The sequence below is a fragment of the Geomonas oryzisoli genome, from assembly GCF_018986915.1.
Lineage (GTDB): Bacteria > Desulfobacterota > Desulfuromonadia > Geobacterales > Geobacteraceae > Geomonas > Geomonas oryzisoli.
In genome coordinates this window covers 1,060,038-1,076,505 of record NZ_CP076723.1, presented here as the reverse complement: position 1 = coordinate 1,076,505, position 16,468 = coordinate 1,060,038, and the positions used below count along the sequence as shown (strand labels likewise).

Below are 16,468 nucleotides of genomic sequence, written 5' to 3'. Positions count from 1 at the left end.
AGGTACTGTGTCATTTCCAAGCAACACCCTCATTTCCTGAACTAGACCCAAAACTTGTTACTACGTGGTCACTGAAAGCCACAAACCCCTCTTTGTAGGAGAAAATGAAACAAGCTCTACTAGAAATTCTATGACAGGGTGGTATACGTTTTTTTTCTCCGTTGTCAGAGAACGGTCACCCGCGACACAGTGAGCAGCACCAATGAAATCTTCCCAAACACATTCCGTGGCTCCAGCCAAACAGAAAACGCCCCTAGCGTTGTTTCTGAGGCGACTGATCTGGCTCAGCATCCTGCCGCTCATGCTACTGTCCTTGTGGCTCGCGGTGGACACCCTGCGCGCCCGCCACCAGCAGGACCTGCGCCAGGCCGCGATGCAGGCCGGCAACTTCGCCACCGACCTGGACCAGTTCCTCGCGTCCCGGATCGGGGCGCTCCAGATGCTGGCCAGTTCCCCGCTGCTGGAGGACAGGGCCCGGTGGCCTGAACTTTACCAAGAAGCCCAGGCGTTCCATGCCTCCTTCGGCAGCCACGTCATCCTGGCCGACGTCGGGCGCCCGATGCAGATGCTTTTGAACACCAGGACCCCCCTGGGCACCCCCCTTCCGCCGCTGCCGGTCCCCACGGGGAAGGCAGCCGCACCCGCCGCCGTTGCCTCCGGAAAGCCGGAGGTGGGAGACCTCTTCATCGGCCCGGTCAGCAAGACCCCGCTCTGCTCGATCGCGGTTCCGGTCCTGCGGAAAAAACGCCCTGAATACGTACTGCTCACCCTGCTGGACACGACCCTTTTGCAGCAGCGCATCGACCGGCGCCGACTCCCCGAAGGGTGGTCCATCGCGGTCAAAGACAGCGGGGGGCGCGAGATCGCGCGCCGCAACGCGGTGCGCCACCAAGAGACGGACCCGGCCGACCGGGTGGTGGTGCGTTCCGAACTCTCCCCCTGGACGGTGGTGCTCGAAATCCCCGCGGCCGCCTACCGGGCTCCCCTGGTGCGGTTCGCCCTGTTGCTGGCGCTGGGGCTTCTCCTCACCACCGTCGCCGGTGTTCTCGGTGGAAGCCTCGCGGCAAGCCGTCTGGGGCGTGCCGTCCGGGGGCTGGTACAGCCGACGCCGGTGCCGGGCCCGGAAATCGCGGAGATCGCCGAGGCACGGACGCTTTTGGAGCAGTCGGCGGCGGCGCGGCGGGAGAGCGAGGAACGCCAGGAGATCTTCATAAAACACGCCCCCGCCGCCCTGGCCATGTTCGACCGGCATATGCGCTACCTTCACGTCAGTCTGCGCTGGATAAGAGATTACGGCCTGGAAGGCCGGGAGATTATCGGCCGTTCCCACTACGACATCTTTCCGGAGATCCCCCCCGAGTGGCGGGAATTCCACCGTCGCGGGTTGGCCGGCGAGGTGGTGCGTGCCGACGCGGACCGGTTTGTCCGCGCGGACGGTTCCGTGCAGTGGGTCCGCTGGGAGATCCGCCCCTGGCGCCAGGCGGACGGGACTATCGGCGGCATCGTGCTCTTCTCCGAGGACATCACCGGATTGAAGAAGGCGCAGGAGGAGATCGAGAGCCTCAACACGGACCTGGAGCGGCGCGTCGAGCTGCGTACGGCTGAACTGAAAGCGGCCAACCAGGAGCTGGACGCCTTCGCCTACGCGGTGTCCCACGACCTGCGCGCGCCGCTGCGCGCCATGATCGGCTTCAGCGAGGCGCTGCGGGAGGACTGCGCGGCGCAGCTTTCCGAGGAGGGGCTCGACCACCTGCAGGAGATCCAGACGGCGGGGTACCGGATGGGGGAACTGGTCGACGGGCTCCTGGTGCTCTCCCGCAGCCTCCGCAGCACCCTGGAATGTCGGTCCGTCGACGTGACAGCCCTGGCGCAGCGGCTGATGAAGGACCTGGAGCGCCAGGAACCCGGACGGAAGGTGCAGTGGCAGATAGACGACGGACTCGAGGTAAACGGCGACCCGCGCATGGTCGAGATGCTGCTGACCAACCTGTTGTCCAACGCCTGGAAGTATTCGGCCTCCACAGAGACGGGCCGCATCCGTGTCTGCGCCGAGCTGCGCGACGGGAGGACCTTCATCGCCGTCGCCGACAACGGGGCCGGCTTCGACATGCGGCACGCCGAGCGTCTTTTCAAACCGTTTCAGCGGCTGCACCGCCAGGACGAGTTCCCCGGCATCGGCATCGGGCTCGCCACCGTGCAGCGCATCGTAAACCGCCACGGCGGCACCATAGCGGCGGACGGGGAGCCGGGCAATGGGGCGACCTTCCGGTTCTGGCTCCCTTAAATGACAGGAGGCATCGATGTCGGAACACAAGACCATCCTGCTGGTTGAGGACAACCCGCAGGACGAGAAACTGATCCTGCGCACCCTGAACAGGATCAACCTGGCCAACGAGGTGTTCGTCGTGCGCGACGGCCAGCAGGCGCTGGACTACCTGCTCCGGGAGGGGGATTTCGCCGGGCGCGCCGGGGACCTGCCGACGGTGGTGATGCTGGACGTGAACCTCCCCCGGGTGAACGGCCTCGAGGTACTGGAGCGCCTGCGGCAGGACGAGAGGACCCGCCAGATCCCCATCGTCATGCTCACCTCGTCGGACGAGGAACAGGACCGGGTGCGCAGCTACCAGGGGGGAGCCAACAGCTTCGTGCGCAAGCCGCTCGACTTCGCCCAGTTCGCCGAGACCGTGGCACAGTTGGGGGTGTATTGGCTCGCCGTGAACCAGGCACCGAAGGTGGAGGCATGACCGACCGGACGCTGCGCATCCTGGTGATCGAGGACAACGCCACCGACTTCAAGCTGATCCAGCGCCAGGTCGAGGGTTTCGGCTTCGCCGCGTCCTTCTCCCGGATCGCCGACCGCGACCAGTTGAGCCGATCCCTGTGCGAAGAGTGGGACCTCGTGCTCGCGGACTACAACGTCCCGCACATGGTGTTCGAGGAAACCCTGGCGACCATCAGGGACCGCTACCCGGAACTGCCGGTGATCCTCGTTTCGGGCAGCGTGGGCGAAGAGCAGGCGGTCGAACTGCTCAAGCGCGGCATGTCCGACTTCGTGCACAAGGACAACCTCCCCCGCCTGGCCCCCTGCATCACCCGGGCGGTCAAAGAGGCGAAGGAGCATCATGCCCGGCTGCAGGCGGAAGAAGCCCTCATGCTCAGCGAGCGCAAGTACCGCAGCATGTTCGACCACGCGCCGGTCGGGGTGGGGATCGGCGAGCTCGACACCGGGCGGCTGGTGGAGGTGAACCGGGCCTGGCTCGAGATCCTCGGCTTCGAGCATGACGAAGTGGTGGGGAGAACCGCCACCGAACTGGGCATCTACCTGAACGGTGTGCAGCGCTCCGCCATCGTCCGGCACCTGCAGGAGCACGGGCGCATCGTGAACCAGCCCCTCAGGTTGCGCAGGAAGTCGGGCGAGGGGGTGGACCTGCTCTATTCCGCGGAAATCCTCAGCATAGGCCCGACCTCGTACATGCAGTTCATGCTGACCGACGTGACCGAGGAGATGAAGACCAGGCGGGCCCTGGCGGCCTCCGAGGAGACGCTGAGAAAACTCTACGTGGCGGTGAACCAGAGCCCCACCGCCATCGTCATCACCGACCGCCACGGCACCGTAGATTTCGTCAACCCGCGCTTCTCCGAACTGACCGGCTACACCGCCGAAGAGATGGTCGGGAAGAACCCGCAACTGCTCTGGGCGAACCTGTGCAAGGGGGAGGTCTGGCAGGGAGACTTCTGCAACACCAGGAAAGACGGCACCGTGTACTGGGAGCACGACATCATCTCGCCCATCAGGAACCAGGCGGGAGAGATCACCCACTACATGGCGATCAAGGAGGACGTGTCGGAGAAGCGCGCCATGGAGGAGCAACTGCGCCAGGCCCAGAAGATGGAGGCGGTGGGGCAGTTGGCCGGCGGGGTGGCGCACGACTTCAACAACATCATGCAGGTGATCACCGGCAATGCCTACCTGCAGACGGTGGAGAACCAGCAGGGGGGCGTGGACACGCAGCATCTGGACGAGATCGTGAAGGCGGTGGAGCACGGCTCGTCGCTCACCAAGAACCTGCTCGTCTTCAGCCGCAAAAGCGCCGTGGAGCTCACCAACTTCGACCTCAACGACTTGCTCGGGCAAAGCCGCAAGCTGGCCACCAAGCTGGTCACGGAGGAAATCGCCATCGAGCTGGAGCCGTGTGCCGAGCCGCTGTACATCCTGGCGGACGTGGGCCTGATGCAGCAGATCGTCTTCAACCTGGTCACCAATGCCCGCGACGCCATATCGGGGCGCGGCAGCATCACCATCAGGACCCGTCGGGTGGAGGCGGACGGAGGCGCCCTTACCTGCGGCTGCAGCGCCACCAGCGGCAGTTACGCGCAGCTGTCGGTGCGCGACAGCGGGCACGGCATCCCCGAAGAGATCAGGGGGCGCATCTTCGAACCCTTCTTCACCACAAAGGAGGTGGGCAAGGGGACCGGGCTCGGCCTCTCCATGATCTACGGCACCGTGCAGCGCATGAACGGCTTCATTTCGGTGCATACGCCGCCGGATGGGGGAACCGAGTTCGTCATCTGCATCCCGCTGACGGCGCCGCCGGCAGAGACGCCGCGGCTGACCGAGCAAGGGGTGCCGGTGGGGAGCGGTGAGCTGGTCCTGGTGGTCGAGGACGAAGAGGCGGTGCGCAGCGCCCTGACCCGCACCCTGGTTTCCTCGGGGTACCGGGCCGTCGCGGCCGGCAGCGGCGAGGAGGCCCTCGTCATCGCCCGCAAGAGCACCGGCATCGCGCTCGCCCTGATCGACGTGATCCTCCCCGGCATCAACGGCATCGAGTGCGGGCAGGGGCTGAACGCCCTGCACCCGTCCCTGCCGGTCATCTTCCTCACCGGCTACGACAACGACATCCTCGCGGGAAAGGGGATCATGGCCAACGTGTTGCACAAGCCGATCCAGAGCAGCCGGCTGATCCAGCGCATCAGGGAAGTGCTCGAGGCAAGAAAGGAGCAGGGAGGGTAGAAAGGTTGGTGTTCGCGTCGTAGCAGAAGGGACTGGCTCCGTAGGTGCCTGTCCCTCTAGCGGTACGCTCCATTCCGCTCAGCCACCTTACAAAGCTCAAGGGGACAGGCACCTGGCGGAGCCAGTCCCCTCCTTCGGTAAGACACTAGGGTGGGGTGGGGACATCCGTGATGCCGTACTCCTGCATCTTGCGGTACAGGGTCTTGCGGTCGATGTTCAGGGCACGGGCGGCGCGGGACTTGTTGCCGGCATGACGCGCCAGCGCTTCCTGGATGCGCTCCCGCATGGTGAGCCCGTCTTCGACGACGGCTGCCTGGAACACCGCCGGGAGATGGTCGGGAAGGATCATCCTGGTCGGACACATGATGAAGGCGTGCTCCAGGGCGTGCTCAAGCTCGCGCACGTTGCCGGGCCAGGGGTAGCCGGACAGAAGCCGCAGCGCCTCGTCGGAAATACCGGTGATGCTGCGCCCAAGTTTAGCGTTCAGCCTGCTCACGAAATGCTCCGCCAAAAGCGGCAGATCCTCCGGCCGCTCCCTCAGGGGCGCCACGATAAGCTCCACCACCTTGAGCCGGTAGTAAAGATCCTGCCGGAACCTCCCCTCCTCCACGTCTTTCGCCAGGTCCCGGTTGGTCGCGGCGATGATGCGGACGTCGACTTTGACCGGCTCCGCCCCCCCCACCCGCACCAGCTCCCGCTCCTGCAGCACCCGCAAAAGCTTCACCTGCATCTGCGGCGATACCTCGCCGATCTCGTCCAGGAACAGGGTCCCCGAGTCCGCCTTCTCGAACAGCCCGGCCTTGTCGCGCAGCGCGCCGGTGAAGGCTCCCCGCACGTGGCCGAACAGCTCGCTTTCCAACAACGTCTCGGTCAGGGCCGCGCAGTTCACCTTGATGAAGGGACGGTCCTGGCGCCCGCCGTTGGCGTGCAGCGCCGCCGCCACCAGCTCCTTTCCCGTCCCGTTCTCGCCGCGGATCAGCACGGTGGAGGGGACGCCGGCCAGGCGCTCGATCATCGAGTAGAGCATCTGCATCGGTGCGCTCTTGCCGATCAGGCCGGAATAGGAACTGCGCGGCATCTGCTTCTTTTCCAGCCGGTACAGCGAACTCTCGTCGCGGACCACGATCACCGCGCCCTCGACCTGGCGCTCGGTGAGCCGGCGCGGGGTGACCGATACGCTCACGTACTGCTCCGCACCCGCGTCGCCCGCGCTGCCGCACTTGAAGTACCGGGTCTGGACCGGCTTCCTGGTGTGAATGGCGGTCTCCAGGGCGCCGCGGCATTTCCGGTCGCACCGCAAGGGAAGGTCGTAAAAGGAGGTGCCGGAGGCGGCGCTGTCCAACCCGCAGATGGTGGCGGCCGAGCTGTTGAAGTTGAGGATCTTCAGATCGCGATCGACCGAGATGATGGCGTCCTGGACGCTGGTGAAGATGGCCTCCAGGTCGTTGCGGAAGCGGTCGTTTTCCCGCGACACCCGCCTGAATTCCAGGGCGCGCCGCGCCACGTGCACGATCTGCTCCTTGTGCACCGGCTTCGAGATGTAGTCGAAAGCCCCGAGCCTCAGCGCCTCCGAGGCGCTCTCCACCATGGGGGAACCGGTGATCATCACCACCGGGCAGGGGTCTTCCTGGCTGCGGGCCGCGCGCAAAACGTCCAGCCCCGAACCCTTGGGCATCACGATGTCGGTCACGACGAGATCGTACTCCAGGGCGTTCAGAAGGGCGAGGGCCTCGCCCACGTCGGCCGCCTGGGTGACGAAGCAGTCGAGCTCCTCGAGGAACTTGGCCAGGGTCGAACGAATGGCAGGCTCGTCGTCGACGAGCAGTACCTGTGCGATCACATTGCCTCCGCAACTACTCCACAGCCAGATGGGCACAGCCACAGGGGGACCGTACCCTGTCACAAGACGCCGCGCCACTGGTTCCACCACCCGTACGTCGGCCACGAACCTGGCATCCGGAGAAAAAATTCCGCTAAGTCAGCCGGATGTAAGACTCTTCGGCGCTGCGTGCCGCTACTTTAGCCCTTCTAATACAATGGGTGCAGTTCCATGAGAGAGAGCACCCGCACCACGCTGTGGCGCGCCACAATTTTGCCTCCGACCAGGTGTGGCGTGCCACGCTTTTGTATACTTCATTAGAATCCCTCCGCTCCCCGCGCCCCGCCCCTCCTCCTCTTTTTTTGCTCACTCATCCTCAAAGATTTCCGCCACTTGCCGCCCGTCCGGCGGCGGCACGCTCTCTTTTTTTCGCGCACCGGCGGCTGCGGGACCGGAACTTGTACCATGACCATCAACCAAGGCGAAAGGCCGGGCAACAGGCGGACCGGGACGAAGACCCGGCGCCGCCAACCGATAGAGGAGGACGCCATGCTGACCGACGCACGCTGCTACCTGGAAGGGGAATGGACCATGGACCACGTCAAGGAGCGTTCGCTCCACCTGAGAAACCACCCGCTGTTCGCACTGACTAGCGATGCCGGGAAGGCGGGGTCCAGGCTCATCATCAATGTCGAGGGGGTGACCACCATCGATGCGGCCGGGTGCCAGCTCCTGACGGTGTGGCTCTCCTGCCTGGAGTTCTTCGGGGTGCACCCCGCGCTCGAAAACGCGCCGGAAACGCTGCTCGAGGCGGCACGCCGCATGGGGTTCGACTACACGATCCAGCAGTACCTGGGCGAGAAGTAAGGAGGAGGTGACCCATGGTCCGAGCAGGAGATCGGGAAGCTGCGGACCGGCGGTGCCGATCGAAGCCTCCCCATCGTCATGCTCACCACCGAGTCTCAGGAGAGCAAGAAGGCGGAGGGAAAGGCGGCCGGGGCGACCGGATGGATCGTGAAGCCGTTTCGCCCGGAGCAGCTGCTCCAGGTGACCACGCGTCTTTTGGGCTAACCATCACCCCCCAAAGGGGACTGGCTCCGCCAGGTGCCTGTCCCCTTCCCCCTCCGGGACTGGCTCCGCCAGGTGCCTGTCCCCTTCCCCCTCTGTCCCCTTCCCCCTCTGTCCCCTTTGCCACCACCGCCTCTTACCCTGCCCCTTGACTCAAATATGCCCCGTCCACGTCCCCTCTCCCTCTGGGAGAGGGCCAGGGTGAGGGCGTTGCCCACGGCAAGATGCCGGCAGCCACCATTGCCCTCACCCGCCCTCCGGGCACCCTCTCCCGGAGGGAGAGGGAACAGGCGCGGGATCAACAGCTAACCGGGGTTGTTTTTAATTTACATCACATAAATATTCACATATATTTCCCGCCATCAACCGAACTGTGGCAATGGGAGGACAGTGATGGCACAAAACGCGTCCGCGTTTGAGGAATACCTGAAGGGGCAGGAAATCACCCTGGAGAAGAACACGCACGAGGACAACACCCTGTACGTGATCCATGAGAATCTTGAAGAAGTCGGTCCGGTTTCTCTCATGGTGCTCTTCAATGACAGCGACAGGTATGTTACCCTTATCTGCTACAAGTATTTCGCGTTTCCGCCGGAGAAGAAACCGGCGATACTCGAGATGATCAACACCCTCAATGCCGAGTACACCATGGTGAAGTTCGTGGAAACCGGGAACGCCCTCTCTATCCAGGTGGTGGTTCCCTTCCATGACAACTTCTCCAGTGAAGTGATCGTGGACATGATCTCACTCATCTTCCGCGCCATGAAAGAAGAACACCCGCGCATCCTGAAGGGCTTGCAGTAGGAAGCGATACGGGACGAGTAAAGACGGGCGGCTTTTCATCGTCAATTGTCAATTTCCCATTGTCAATTGCCTTAAATTTATGTTCCGCAATACCACGAGCTTCGACAGGAAAGCGATCGCACCCGGAGGAACATTTGCCATGGAGAAGGTCTCTTTTGTAATCGACGATGCGCTGGCCTCGATCGTCCGGGCGCCGCTGGTGACACCGTTCAGGATATCCACCGGACAGCACGACGAGCTGGAAAACGTCTTCATCCGGCTGCACGCAAGCGACGGTGCCTGCGGTTTCGGTGAGGCGGCCGTCGCGACGCACATAACCGGCGAGACGGTCCACGAAACCCTGGAGAACCTGCAGTGCGCCGCTTCGGCGCTGCGCGGGCGCAGGATCAGCGACCCCGCCGCGGTCTGCCGCGAGTTCGCCCCGGCCTTCGCGGGGAACCACGCCGCGCTGGCCGCGCTGGAGATGGCGCTGCTCGATCTCTCCGCCCGGGTCCAGGGGATCCCGTTCTACCGGTTGTTCACGCCGGTAGCCCCCATGCCGCAGCTCTCCTTCACCACCGACATCACCGTGGTCATAGGGACCGTGGCCGAGGCGCGGTCCACCGCGCAGCAGTACGCACAGCGCGGCTTCAGCTCCTTCAAGATCAAGATCGGAAAAGACGAGGAACAGGACCTGCAGCGCATCCTGGCGGTACGGGAGATGGCGCCGGGATGCACGCTCATCCTCGACGCCAACATGGGCTACAGCGCTCAGGGGATGCTCGCCTTTTTGGAGCGCCTCGACGCCAATGGGGCGCGCCCGCTTCTTTTGGAGCAGCCGGTCCCGAAGCAGGACTGGGAAGGGCTCATCGCGATCACCGCGGCCCTCGAGGGTAGCGGCACCCTGGTCTGCGCCGATGAAAGCGTCGGCTCCCTCGCCGCGGCCCGGCGCGCCATCGACAGCAACGCGGTCAGTGCCATCAACATCAAGTTCATGAAAAGCGGCATCCTGGAGGGCGCCGAGATCGCGCACCTGGCGGCCGCCAACGGCAAACGGCTCATGCTGGGGGCCATGATGGAGAGCGCGCTCGCCATCACCGCCTCGGCCCACTTCGCCGCGGGCCTTGGCTGCTTCGATTTCATCGACCTCGACACCACCTTCTTCCTCAAGGGAGACCTCTCCCGCTCCCCCTACCTCGATGACAGCGGCAGGTTCGACCTGACCGGGGCGGGCAGCGGCATCGGCGTGGTGCCCGAACTGCCATGATCAGCCACCCGCTGCTCATCGTCGCCTCTCTGCTCGGCATCGAGGCACTGGTGCTGTGGCTGTCGCGCCACGAACGCACCGCGCGCTACTTCGACCTGCTCCCCGCCGTGTTCTGGATCTACTTCCTCCCCATGCTGGCGGCGACCTCCGGCATCATCGCCACCGAGAGCCCGGTCTACGGCCTGATCAGGACCTGGCTGTTGCCGGCGAGCCTGGTGCTGTTGCTGCTGCCGGTTGACGTGAAGGCGATCCTGAGGCTCGGGCCGACGGCGCTGGCCATGTTCTTCCTCGGGGCCGCCGGCATCATCGTGGGGGCGGCGGTCTCCTTCGCCCTGTTCCGCCCCGTGATCGGCGCCCAGTTCTGGTCCGGCTTCGGCGCCCTGTCCGGGTCGTGGACCGGGGGGAGCGCCAACATGATCGCGGTGAAGGAGGCGCTCGCCATTCCCGACGCGGTGTTCGCCCCCATGGTCATCGTGGACACCGTGGTCCCCTACCTGTGGATGGGCTTCATGATCGCCATCGTGGGGCTGCAGCCGGCCTTCGACCGCTGGAACCGCTCCGAGCGCGGCGTGCTGGAGCACCTTGGGGAGCAGGCGGTGCAGCACCTGGCCCAAAAGGGGGGGCGCAGGACGCTGGGCGGCATCGCCGCCTCGCTCGGGATCGCGATAACGGGCGGCGTGCTGTCGCACCTTCTGGCCGGCCAGTTGCCGCAGATCCAGGACGTGATCACGCGCTACACCTGGACCATCATGATCGTCACCCTGCTCGGGATACTGCTCTCCTTCTCGCCGGTCCGAAAACTGGAGCGCGCCGGAGCCTCCCGCACCGGGTACGACCTCCTCTATTTCGTGCTGACCGCCATCGGCGCCAAGGCCTCGGTCGCGAGCATCGGCTCGGCACTGGTGCTGATCGCGGCGGGGCTTTTGATCGTGGCGATCCACGCCGTCTTCCTGCTGGTCGGCGCACGGCTTTTGAAGGCGCCGATGTTCCTTGTCGCGGCCGCCAGCCAGGCCAACGTGGGGGGGGTCGCCTCGGCGCCGGTCGTGGCCGAGGTGTACCATCCCGGGCTCGCCTCGGTGGGGCTTTTGCTGGCGATCCTGGGGAACATCGTGGGCACCTGGCTCGGCATCCTGGCCGCGCAGCTTTGCCGCCTCTTTGCCGCATGACGACCCTGCGCCGCCTGAAACTGCTGCTAAGCGCAGCGGAGCTTGTCTGCGTCGCGATGTCGCTCACCGCCGCCTGGCTCGCAAACGCCTCCACGGAGAAGGGTGGGCTCGCCGACCTGGACCGCTTCGCGTTTTGGAACAGCATCATCGCGCTCAGCCTGATGCTGTTCTTCCTGCTCTGGGTGGCGGCGGTACTGCTGGCGCTGTTTGCCAGGCAGCGGGAGCACTTCGGCTCGGGGAAGCGTTACTGGAAGCACCTGGTTCCCGACGTCCTGCTCCCGCCAGCGCTGCTTGCCGCGGGATGGATCGCCTTCGTGGTGCTCCAGTGATTACGAAACATCGAGGTTCGCACATGCACATGCTCAGGATTGTACTTGCGGCGTTTTCCCTGATGCTGCTGACGGCAACGGCTTCCCAGGCAGTGTGGCCCGTCTACCATGAGCCCGCCTTCGACGGGCAGGTGCTGGACATCGAGACCAAGCAGCCGGTGGAGGGGGCGGTGGTGGTTGCCATCTACAACAAAAGGTCGATGGGCGCCGGAGCGGGACAGTCCGCCACCGTGATCAACATCAAGGAGGCGCTCACCGACAAGGAAGGGAAGTTTCACATCCCCTCGTACACAACCATCCTGGCGCAGCCTTTCACCCGGCAGGACCGCACCAGTTTCCTGATCTACAAGCCCGGCTACGCCTGCGTCCAGCTCTCCCTGAAGAACCACTTCACCGGCAAGACGACCGCCGAGCGCGAACTCTCCCCCTGGTACGACCCGGTCTTGAGCGGGAAGTACAAGATCAGGCTGCGTGGCGCCGGCATCGTCGAACTCCCCAGGCTCGCCACCAAGGACGAGAAGCTCAGGAACCTGCCGGCGCTTCCGGACCAGCTGGAAAACCTGGGCAAACAGAAGATCCTGACCACGCTCATCAACGAAGAGAAGAAGGAACTGGGCGAACCGGCGCTCGATCCGTACAAGGTGCGCCAGGATCTGATGAAGCCGGCCAAGGAGCAGAAGTAGACGCCTCCCGGAAAGCAGGAGGCGGCACATCGACGTGCCCCGGACAAAAACGCGCAGATCATCAACTCGATTCCCTGAACAGGCAGTGCTTACCATGAACAGACATGCAATTCCCGCCGTCGCGCTGGTCGCCCTCCTTGCCGCACCGGCCGGTGCCGCCGCTCCCCCCGCCACAAAGGAGACCGCCGCTTCCCCTGCCGTGCAGCAGACCGCCGCAGCCATCGTCGCGACCATGAGCAGCAGCACCTCGTCGGCGCGCAAGGAAAGCTACCAGTCCATCGATTTCAACGGATGCCGCCTCAGCTACACCGTCTCCGGCACCTACCCCTCCGGCGGCCTGTACACCATAAAGTTCCAGGACCTCGATTTCTCCGCCCTCGATGTCGCCGCCTGCAGATCGGGCCAGGATTACACCGACTACGTGGTGCTCAGGTTCAAAAAGCCCTTCAGCTACCGGTCACTGACCGATACCCTCTCGGTGAGCACCACGGTGATCAACGTCGCCGATCCGGAGGCGGCGCAGACCCTGCTGGAGGGTTTCGTCCGCCTCGCCGAGCAATGCCGTTGACCGCAACCATTCACGGAGCCCTCACCGCATGACCCGACTCTTCCCGTTGCGGCACCTGGCCGCCCTCTTGATCACCCTCGTGCTCTGCGCCGCGCCCTCCGCCCAGGCGCAAGCGGGCGACGCGGAGAAGCTGCGCGCCCTGGCGCGGGAGTTCAACGCCCTGAACACGCAGATCCGGGACAACGCGCTCCCGAAGACCGAGGCGAAAGAACGCTTCACGGGATTGATCCAGGCGCTGTCACGGGAATACCGCGCCGCGGGGGGCGTCGACTACCCGGAAACAAGCTGGTGCTTCCCGCTCAAGGGATACGGCTACCGGGCCATCGGAGACCGCGGCAACGGCTACCAGCTTGGGGGGTACGACTACTTTGCCGGCAACAGGCACACCGGGCACCCCTCGCACGACATCTTCATCCGTGACAAACGGCAGGCGGGGCTCGACGACCGTACCGGGGAGCCGGTGCAGGTGCTCTCCATGACCGGGGGAGTGGTGGTCGCCGCGGAAAAACAATGGCGGCCCGGCAGCCGGCTGCGCGGCGGGAAATACCTCTGGATCTATGATCCGGCCACCGCATCGCTGGTCTACTACGCGCACAACGGGGTCCTGCACGTGGAGGTGGGCGCCCTGGTGCGTCCGGGCGACGTCATCGCGGAGGTCGGCCGTACCGGCCTCAACGCCTACCGGAAAAGATCGCCGACCCATCTGCACCTGACCCTGCTCTCCGTCGCCGGCGGTCTGCCGGTCGCCAGGAATCCCTACCGCACACTCACCATGACCAGGTTGACTGACTGATTCTTTCTCTGGCGCTTTTTTCACAGTATCGGGTAAAATACTGCTCGATGCAGCACACAGAGGAGGTGTCGTGATGATCTCAGCACTCTCGGCATACAAAGCGATGATACAGGCATCAGTCGGCGCCAAGAGCCCGGTCAAAGAGAAGGAGTCCGCAGCAGCCGGCTCTATGCCTGACGGTGCCCAGGAGAACCGTGCAGCCGATGCCGATCTGGTCGACATATCCACCTCCCAGGACGTGTTCGGCGCGGTCGACAACTTCTTCAACCTGGGCGCGTCCAACCGCTTCGATGCCTTCCACAAGCTCTCCCCCGAGGACAAGGAACAGTTCGTACAGATCGTGGCCGACCTGGCCAAGGCCGGCTACATGGGATACGAGGAGCTCGTGGTGAACCACAAGGTCGAGCGGCACGACCTGGAGAACAAGATCGGCGACCAGCGCATCCGCGGCGCCAGGGTCTACGACAACGCCAAGGATACACCCCGCTCATGATGGAAAACGACAAAACTGATGAACGATTGAGGGTGTACCTCGCCTCCCCTTTAGGCTTCAGCCGTGAAAACAACCCGTACCGCGAGCGGATCAAGGAGCGACTGGAACGACTGGGCTTAAGCGTCTTCGATCCCTGGGAACAGGAGGAGGTGGCGCAGCGGATCGAGGAAGCGATGTCCATCGCGGAAGGAGCGGAGCGGGCGCGGGCCATCCAGGAGGCGGCACGCTTCACCGGCGCGGTTAACGCGCAGGGACTCAAGGGAAGCGACCTGGTGCTGGCGGTCCTGGACGGCACCGAGCCGGACAGCGGCACGGTGGCCGAGCTGGGCTACGGCTGCGGGATCGGGAAGAAGTGCTACGGACTGCGCACCGACTTCAGGGACTGCGGCGACTTCCCCGGGGTAGCGCTGAACCTGCAGGTCCTTTACTTCATCGAGGAGAGCGGCGGCCGGCTGTTCAGAAGGATCGAGGAGATCGAACTGTAACCCTGCGGCAGCTGACGGATTTTCTCATTGACAGCGCCCGTCGTTGCCGCTAGCTTGGCCGGATCATGAGCGATACCGACCTCGACATCGACCTCACCCGGCAGTACCGGACGCCTAACCATCGCCAGAGCATCCAGGTGCTTACCTGCTGCGTCATCGGCTTCATCTGCTTTCTCGGCGCCTACATGCGCATCCCGGTGCTGCCGCTTCTGGCCAGCAGTATCGGCGCCGGCACCGCGCAGATCGGACTCATCAACGCCGCCTTCATGCTTTCCGCCGGCATCCTCGCCGTCCCCTCCGGTCTGCTCTCGGACCGGATCGGCATCAGGCCCGTCCTCATCACCGGCCTCGCCCTGATGAGCTGCGCCTCCCTTTTGATCCCCTTCTGCAACACGGCCCTGCTGCTGGGCGCCGTCTACCTCATCTTCGGCATGGGGCTCTCCGCCTTCACCCCCACCATGATGTCCTCGGTGGCCCGGGTCGTGCCGCGTTCCCACGTCGGGCGGGCCTACAGCTGGTACACCACGGCCGTCTACCTCGCCATGACCTTCGGTCCGGCCAGCGGCGGCTGGTTCGGCAAGGCTCTGGGCATCCGCGAAGTCTTCTTCGTGTCCGGCGGGCTGATCGTGGCGGCGCTCGTTGCGGTTGTATGCTTCCTCCCCCGCTCGGAGGAGCAGCACCACGACGAGCACGCCGAACAGCTCCCCACCGGCATCCTCTCCAACCGTCGCCTCCTGGCGGCGCTGGTGGGAACGCTGGGAGGCTGCTTCGGCTTCGGCATGTTCATCTCCTTTCTCCCCCTGCACGCCCGGGCCCTGGGGCTCAACGTGGGGCAGATCGGCATCATCTTCGCGGCGCAGGCGCTGGTGAACGTGCTTTTGCGCATCCCGTTCGGCCACCTGAGCGACCGTGTGGACCGGGGACTGATGTCCGGCATCGGCCTGGTGCTCTGCGCGCACGCCGTAGGTGCCGTCGGCCTCGCCCACGGCATGGCGACACTTCTCATCTGCGCCTGCATCCTCGGCGCCGGCATGGGCATCGGATTCACCGCGTTGAGCGCCCTGGTGGTGGTCGTGATGCCCCCCAAGCAGCGCGGACTCGGGCTGGGACTGTACAACAGCTGTATCTACCTGGGCATGATGCTCAGCTCCGCCACCATGGGTATGGTCATCAAAGCGGCCGATTTTGCCACCGGCTTTTTCACTGCCGGTGCCGTCACTTTTATTCTGGCAGTACTTTTCTCTTATCTATACCGTGATACCATGTTGACTCCGGCAAACAAGGATCAGCAGAAGTAACAAAGACACAGGAAAAGGTGGAGCATGAAACAGTACCTGGAGGCGACGGAATACATCGACTGGCAGCACCCGGCCGTACTTGAAAAGGCACAGCACCTGTCGGCGGGAGAACTCAACAAGACAGTCATCGCCCGACGCTGTTTCGAGTTCGTCCGTGACCGGATCAAGCACAGCTGGGATTACAAGTTGAATCCGGTCACCTGCCGCGCCTCCGACGTGCTCGAGCACGGCACCGGCTACTGCTATGCCAAGAGTCACCTGCTGGCCGCCCTGCTGCGCGCCAACGCCATACCCGCGGGGCTATGCTACCAGCGTCTATCCCTGCACGATGGCGGCCCGCCTTACTGCCTGCACGGCCTGAACGCCGTCTGGCTGCCCGATCACGGCTGGTACCGGGTCGATCCCCGCGGCAACAAGCCCGGTGTCGACGCACAGTTCTCCCCCCCGGAAGAGCGTCTCGCCTTCTCGATCAGCGAACGGCTGGAAGCCGATTTACCGGAGATCTGGCCCGAGCCGCTGCCGGTCGTAGTCCGTGCGCTCACCACGCACAAGACCGTAACCGACGTCTACCACAACCTGCCTGACATCGAACTCATCGCCAACTGCCTTGGAGAAACAGTGACCTTCTGAAACGGCTGAACGGAGCGGGCGAGGGTGCGCGGCAGAAGGGACAGGCTCCGACAGGTGCCTGTCCCTTTAGCGGAA

The 16,468-nt window shown here is 64.4% G+C and carries 17 protein-coding genes; 16 read left to right on the top strand and 1 reads right to left on the bottom strand.

Annotated features, from left to right (window positions below):
• The first annotated feature begins 259 nt into the window (after positions 1-259).
• Genes KP004_RS04755 through KP004_RS04745 form a run of 3 tightly spaced genes read left to right on the top strand, consistent with a single transcriptional unit; the run spans position 260 to position 5,011 of the window.
• Positions 260-2,284, top strand: a complete 2,025-nt coding sequence (locus KP004_RS04755) for a sensor histidine kinase (protein ID WP_216801239.1) — start codon at positions 260-262, stop codon at positions 2,282-2,284.
• Positions 2,285-2,300: 16 nt separating this feature from the next.
• A complete protein-coding gene (locus tag KP004_RS04750; RefSeq protein WP_216801238.1) occupies positions 2,301-2,744 on the top strand; it encodes a response regulator in 444 nt (147 codons plus the stop codon).
• Complete coding sequence (locus KP004_RS04745) at positions 2,741-5,011, top strand: hybrid sensor histidine kinase/response regulator (protein ID WP_216801237.1); 2,271 nt, start codon at positions 2,741-2,743, stop codon at positions 5,009-5,011. The genes KP004_RS04750 and KP004_RS04745 overlap by 4 nt, the downstream gene beginning before the upstream one ends.
• Positions 5,012-5,156: 145 nt before the next feature.
• On the opposite strand, the gene KP004_RS04740 is transcribed toward KP004_RS04745, so the two are convergent.
• The gene (locus KP004_RS04740; protein WP_216801236.1) at positions 5,157-6,851 is read right to left on the bottom strand and encodes a sigma 54-interacting transcriptional regulator; all 1,695 of its coding nucleotides are present in this window, start codon (positions 6,849-6,851) and stop codon (positions 5,157-5,159) included.
• A gap of 444 nt (positions 6,852-7,295) precedes the next feature.
• On the opposite strand from KP004_RS04740, the gene KP004_RS04735 reads away from it, so the two are divergent.
• The 13 genes from KP004_RS04735 to KP004_RS04675 all read left to right on the top strand — a co-directional run bounded on the left by KP004_RS04735 (position 7,296) and on the right by KP004_RS04675 (position 16,393).
• Complete coding sequence (locus KP004_RS04735) at positions 7,296-7,697, top strand: STAS domain-containing protein (protein ID WP_216801235.1); 402 nt, start codon at positions 7,296-7,298, stop codon at positions 7,695-7,697.
• A 78-nt stretch (positions 7,698-7,775) separates the two neighbouring features.
• Positions 7,776-7,901, top strand: coding sequence for a response regulator (locus KP004_RS21260; RefSeq protein WP_302467684.1), 126 nt, complete (start codon positions 7,776-7,778; stop codon positions 7,899-7,901).
• 390 nt (positions 7,902-8,291) lie between these two features.
• Positions 8,292-8,702, top strand: coding sequence for a YbjN domain-containing protein (locus tag KP004_RS04725; protein ID WP_216801234.1), 411 nt, complete (start codon positions 8,292-8,294; stop codon positions 8,700-8,702).
• A gap of 139 nt (positions 8,703-8,841) precedes the next feature.
• Positions 8,842-9,948 (top strand): dipeptide epimerase, encoded by a 1,107-nt coding sequence (locus KP004_RS04720; RefSeq protein ID WP_216801233.1) that lies wholly within the window; start codon positions 8,842-8,844, stop codon positions 9,946-9,948.
• On the top strand, positions 9,945-11,114 hold the full coding sequence (locus tag KP004_RS04715) for a DUF819 family protein (protein ID WP_216801232.1): 1,170 nt from the start codon (positions 9,945-9,947) through the stop codon (positions 11,112-11,114). The genes KP004_RS04720 and KP004_RS04715 overlap by 4 nt, the downstream gene beginning before the upstream one ends.
• Positions 11,111-11,443, top strand: a complete 333-nt coding sequence (locus KP004_RS04710) for a hypothetical protein (protein WP_216801231.1) — start codon at positions 11,111-11,113, stop codon at positions 11,441-11,443. Before KP004_RS04715 ends, KP004_RS04710 begins: the two co-directional genes overlap by 4 nt.
• Before the next feature lie 29 nt (positions 11,444-11,472).
• Complete coding sequence (locus tag KP004_RS04705) at positions 11,473-12,126, top strand: hypothetical protein (protein ID WP_216801230.1); 654 nt, start codon at positions 11,473-11,475, stop codon at positions 12,124-12,126.
• A 94-nt stretch (positions 12,127-12,220) separates the two neighbouring features.
• Positions 12,221-12,694 (top strand): hypothetical protein, encoded by a 474-nt coding sequence (locus KP004_RS04700; RefSeq protein WP_216801229.1) that lies wholly within the window; start codon positions 12,221-12,223, stop codon positions 12,692-12,694.
• Between the two features lie 28 nt (positions 12,695-12,722).
• Complete coding sequence (locus KP004_RS04695; protein WP_216801228.1) at positions 12,723-13,487, top strand: M23 family metallopeptidase; 765 nt, start codon at positions 12,723-12,725, stop codon at positions 13,485-13,487.
• A gap of 73 nt (positions 13,488-13,560) precedes the next feature.
• Positions 13,561-13,980, top strand: a complete 420-nt coding sequence (locus tag KP004_RS04690; RefSeq protein WP_216801227.1) for a hypothetical protein — start codon at positions 13,561-13,563, stop codon at positions 13,978-13,980.
• Complete coding sequence (locus KP004_RS04685; protein ID WP_239026944.1) at positions 13,977-14,465, top strand: nucleoside 2-deoxyribosyltransferase; 489 nt, start codon at positions 13,977-13,979, stop codon at positions 14,463-14,465. The genes KP004_RS04690 and KP004_RS04685 overlap by 4 nt, the downstream gene beginning before the upstream one ends.
• Before the next feature lie 65 nt (positions 14,466-14,530).
• Positions 14,531-15,763 carry an MFS transporter gene (locus tag KP004_RS04680; RefSeq protein WP_216801226.1) on the top strand — a complete coding sequence of 411 codons (1,233 nt, stop codon included), beginning with the start codon at positions 14,531-14,533 and terminating at the stop codon, positions 15,761-15,763.
• Between the two features lie 24 nt (positions 15,764-15,787).
• Positions 15,788-16,393 (top strand): transglutaminase-like domain-containing protein, encoded by a 606-nt coding sequence (locus KP004_RS04675; protein ID WP_216801225.1) that lies wholly within the window; start codon positions 15,788-15,790, stop codon positions 16,391-16,393.
• Positions 16,394-16,468: the final 75 nt, after the last annotated feature.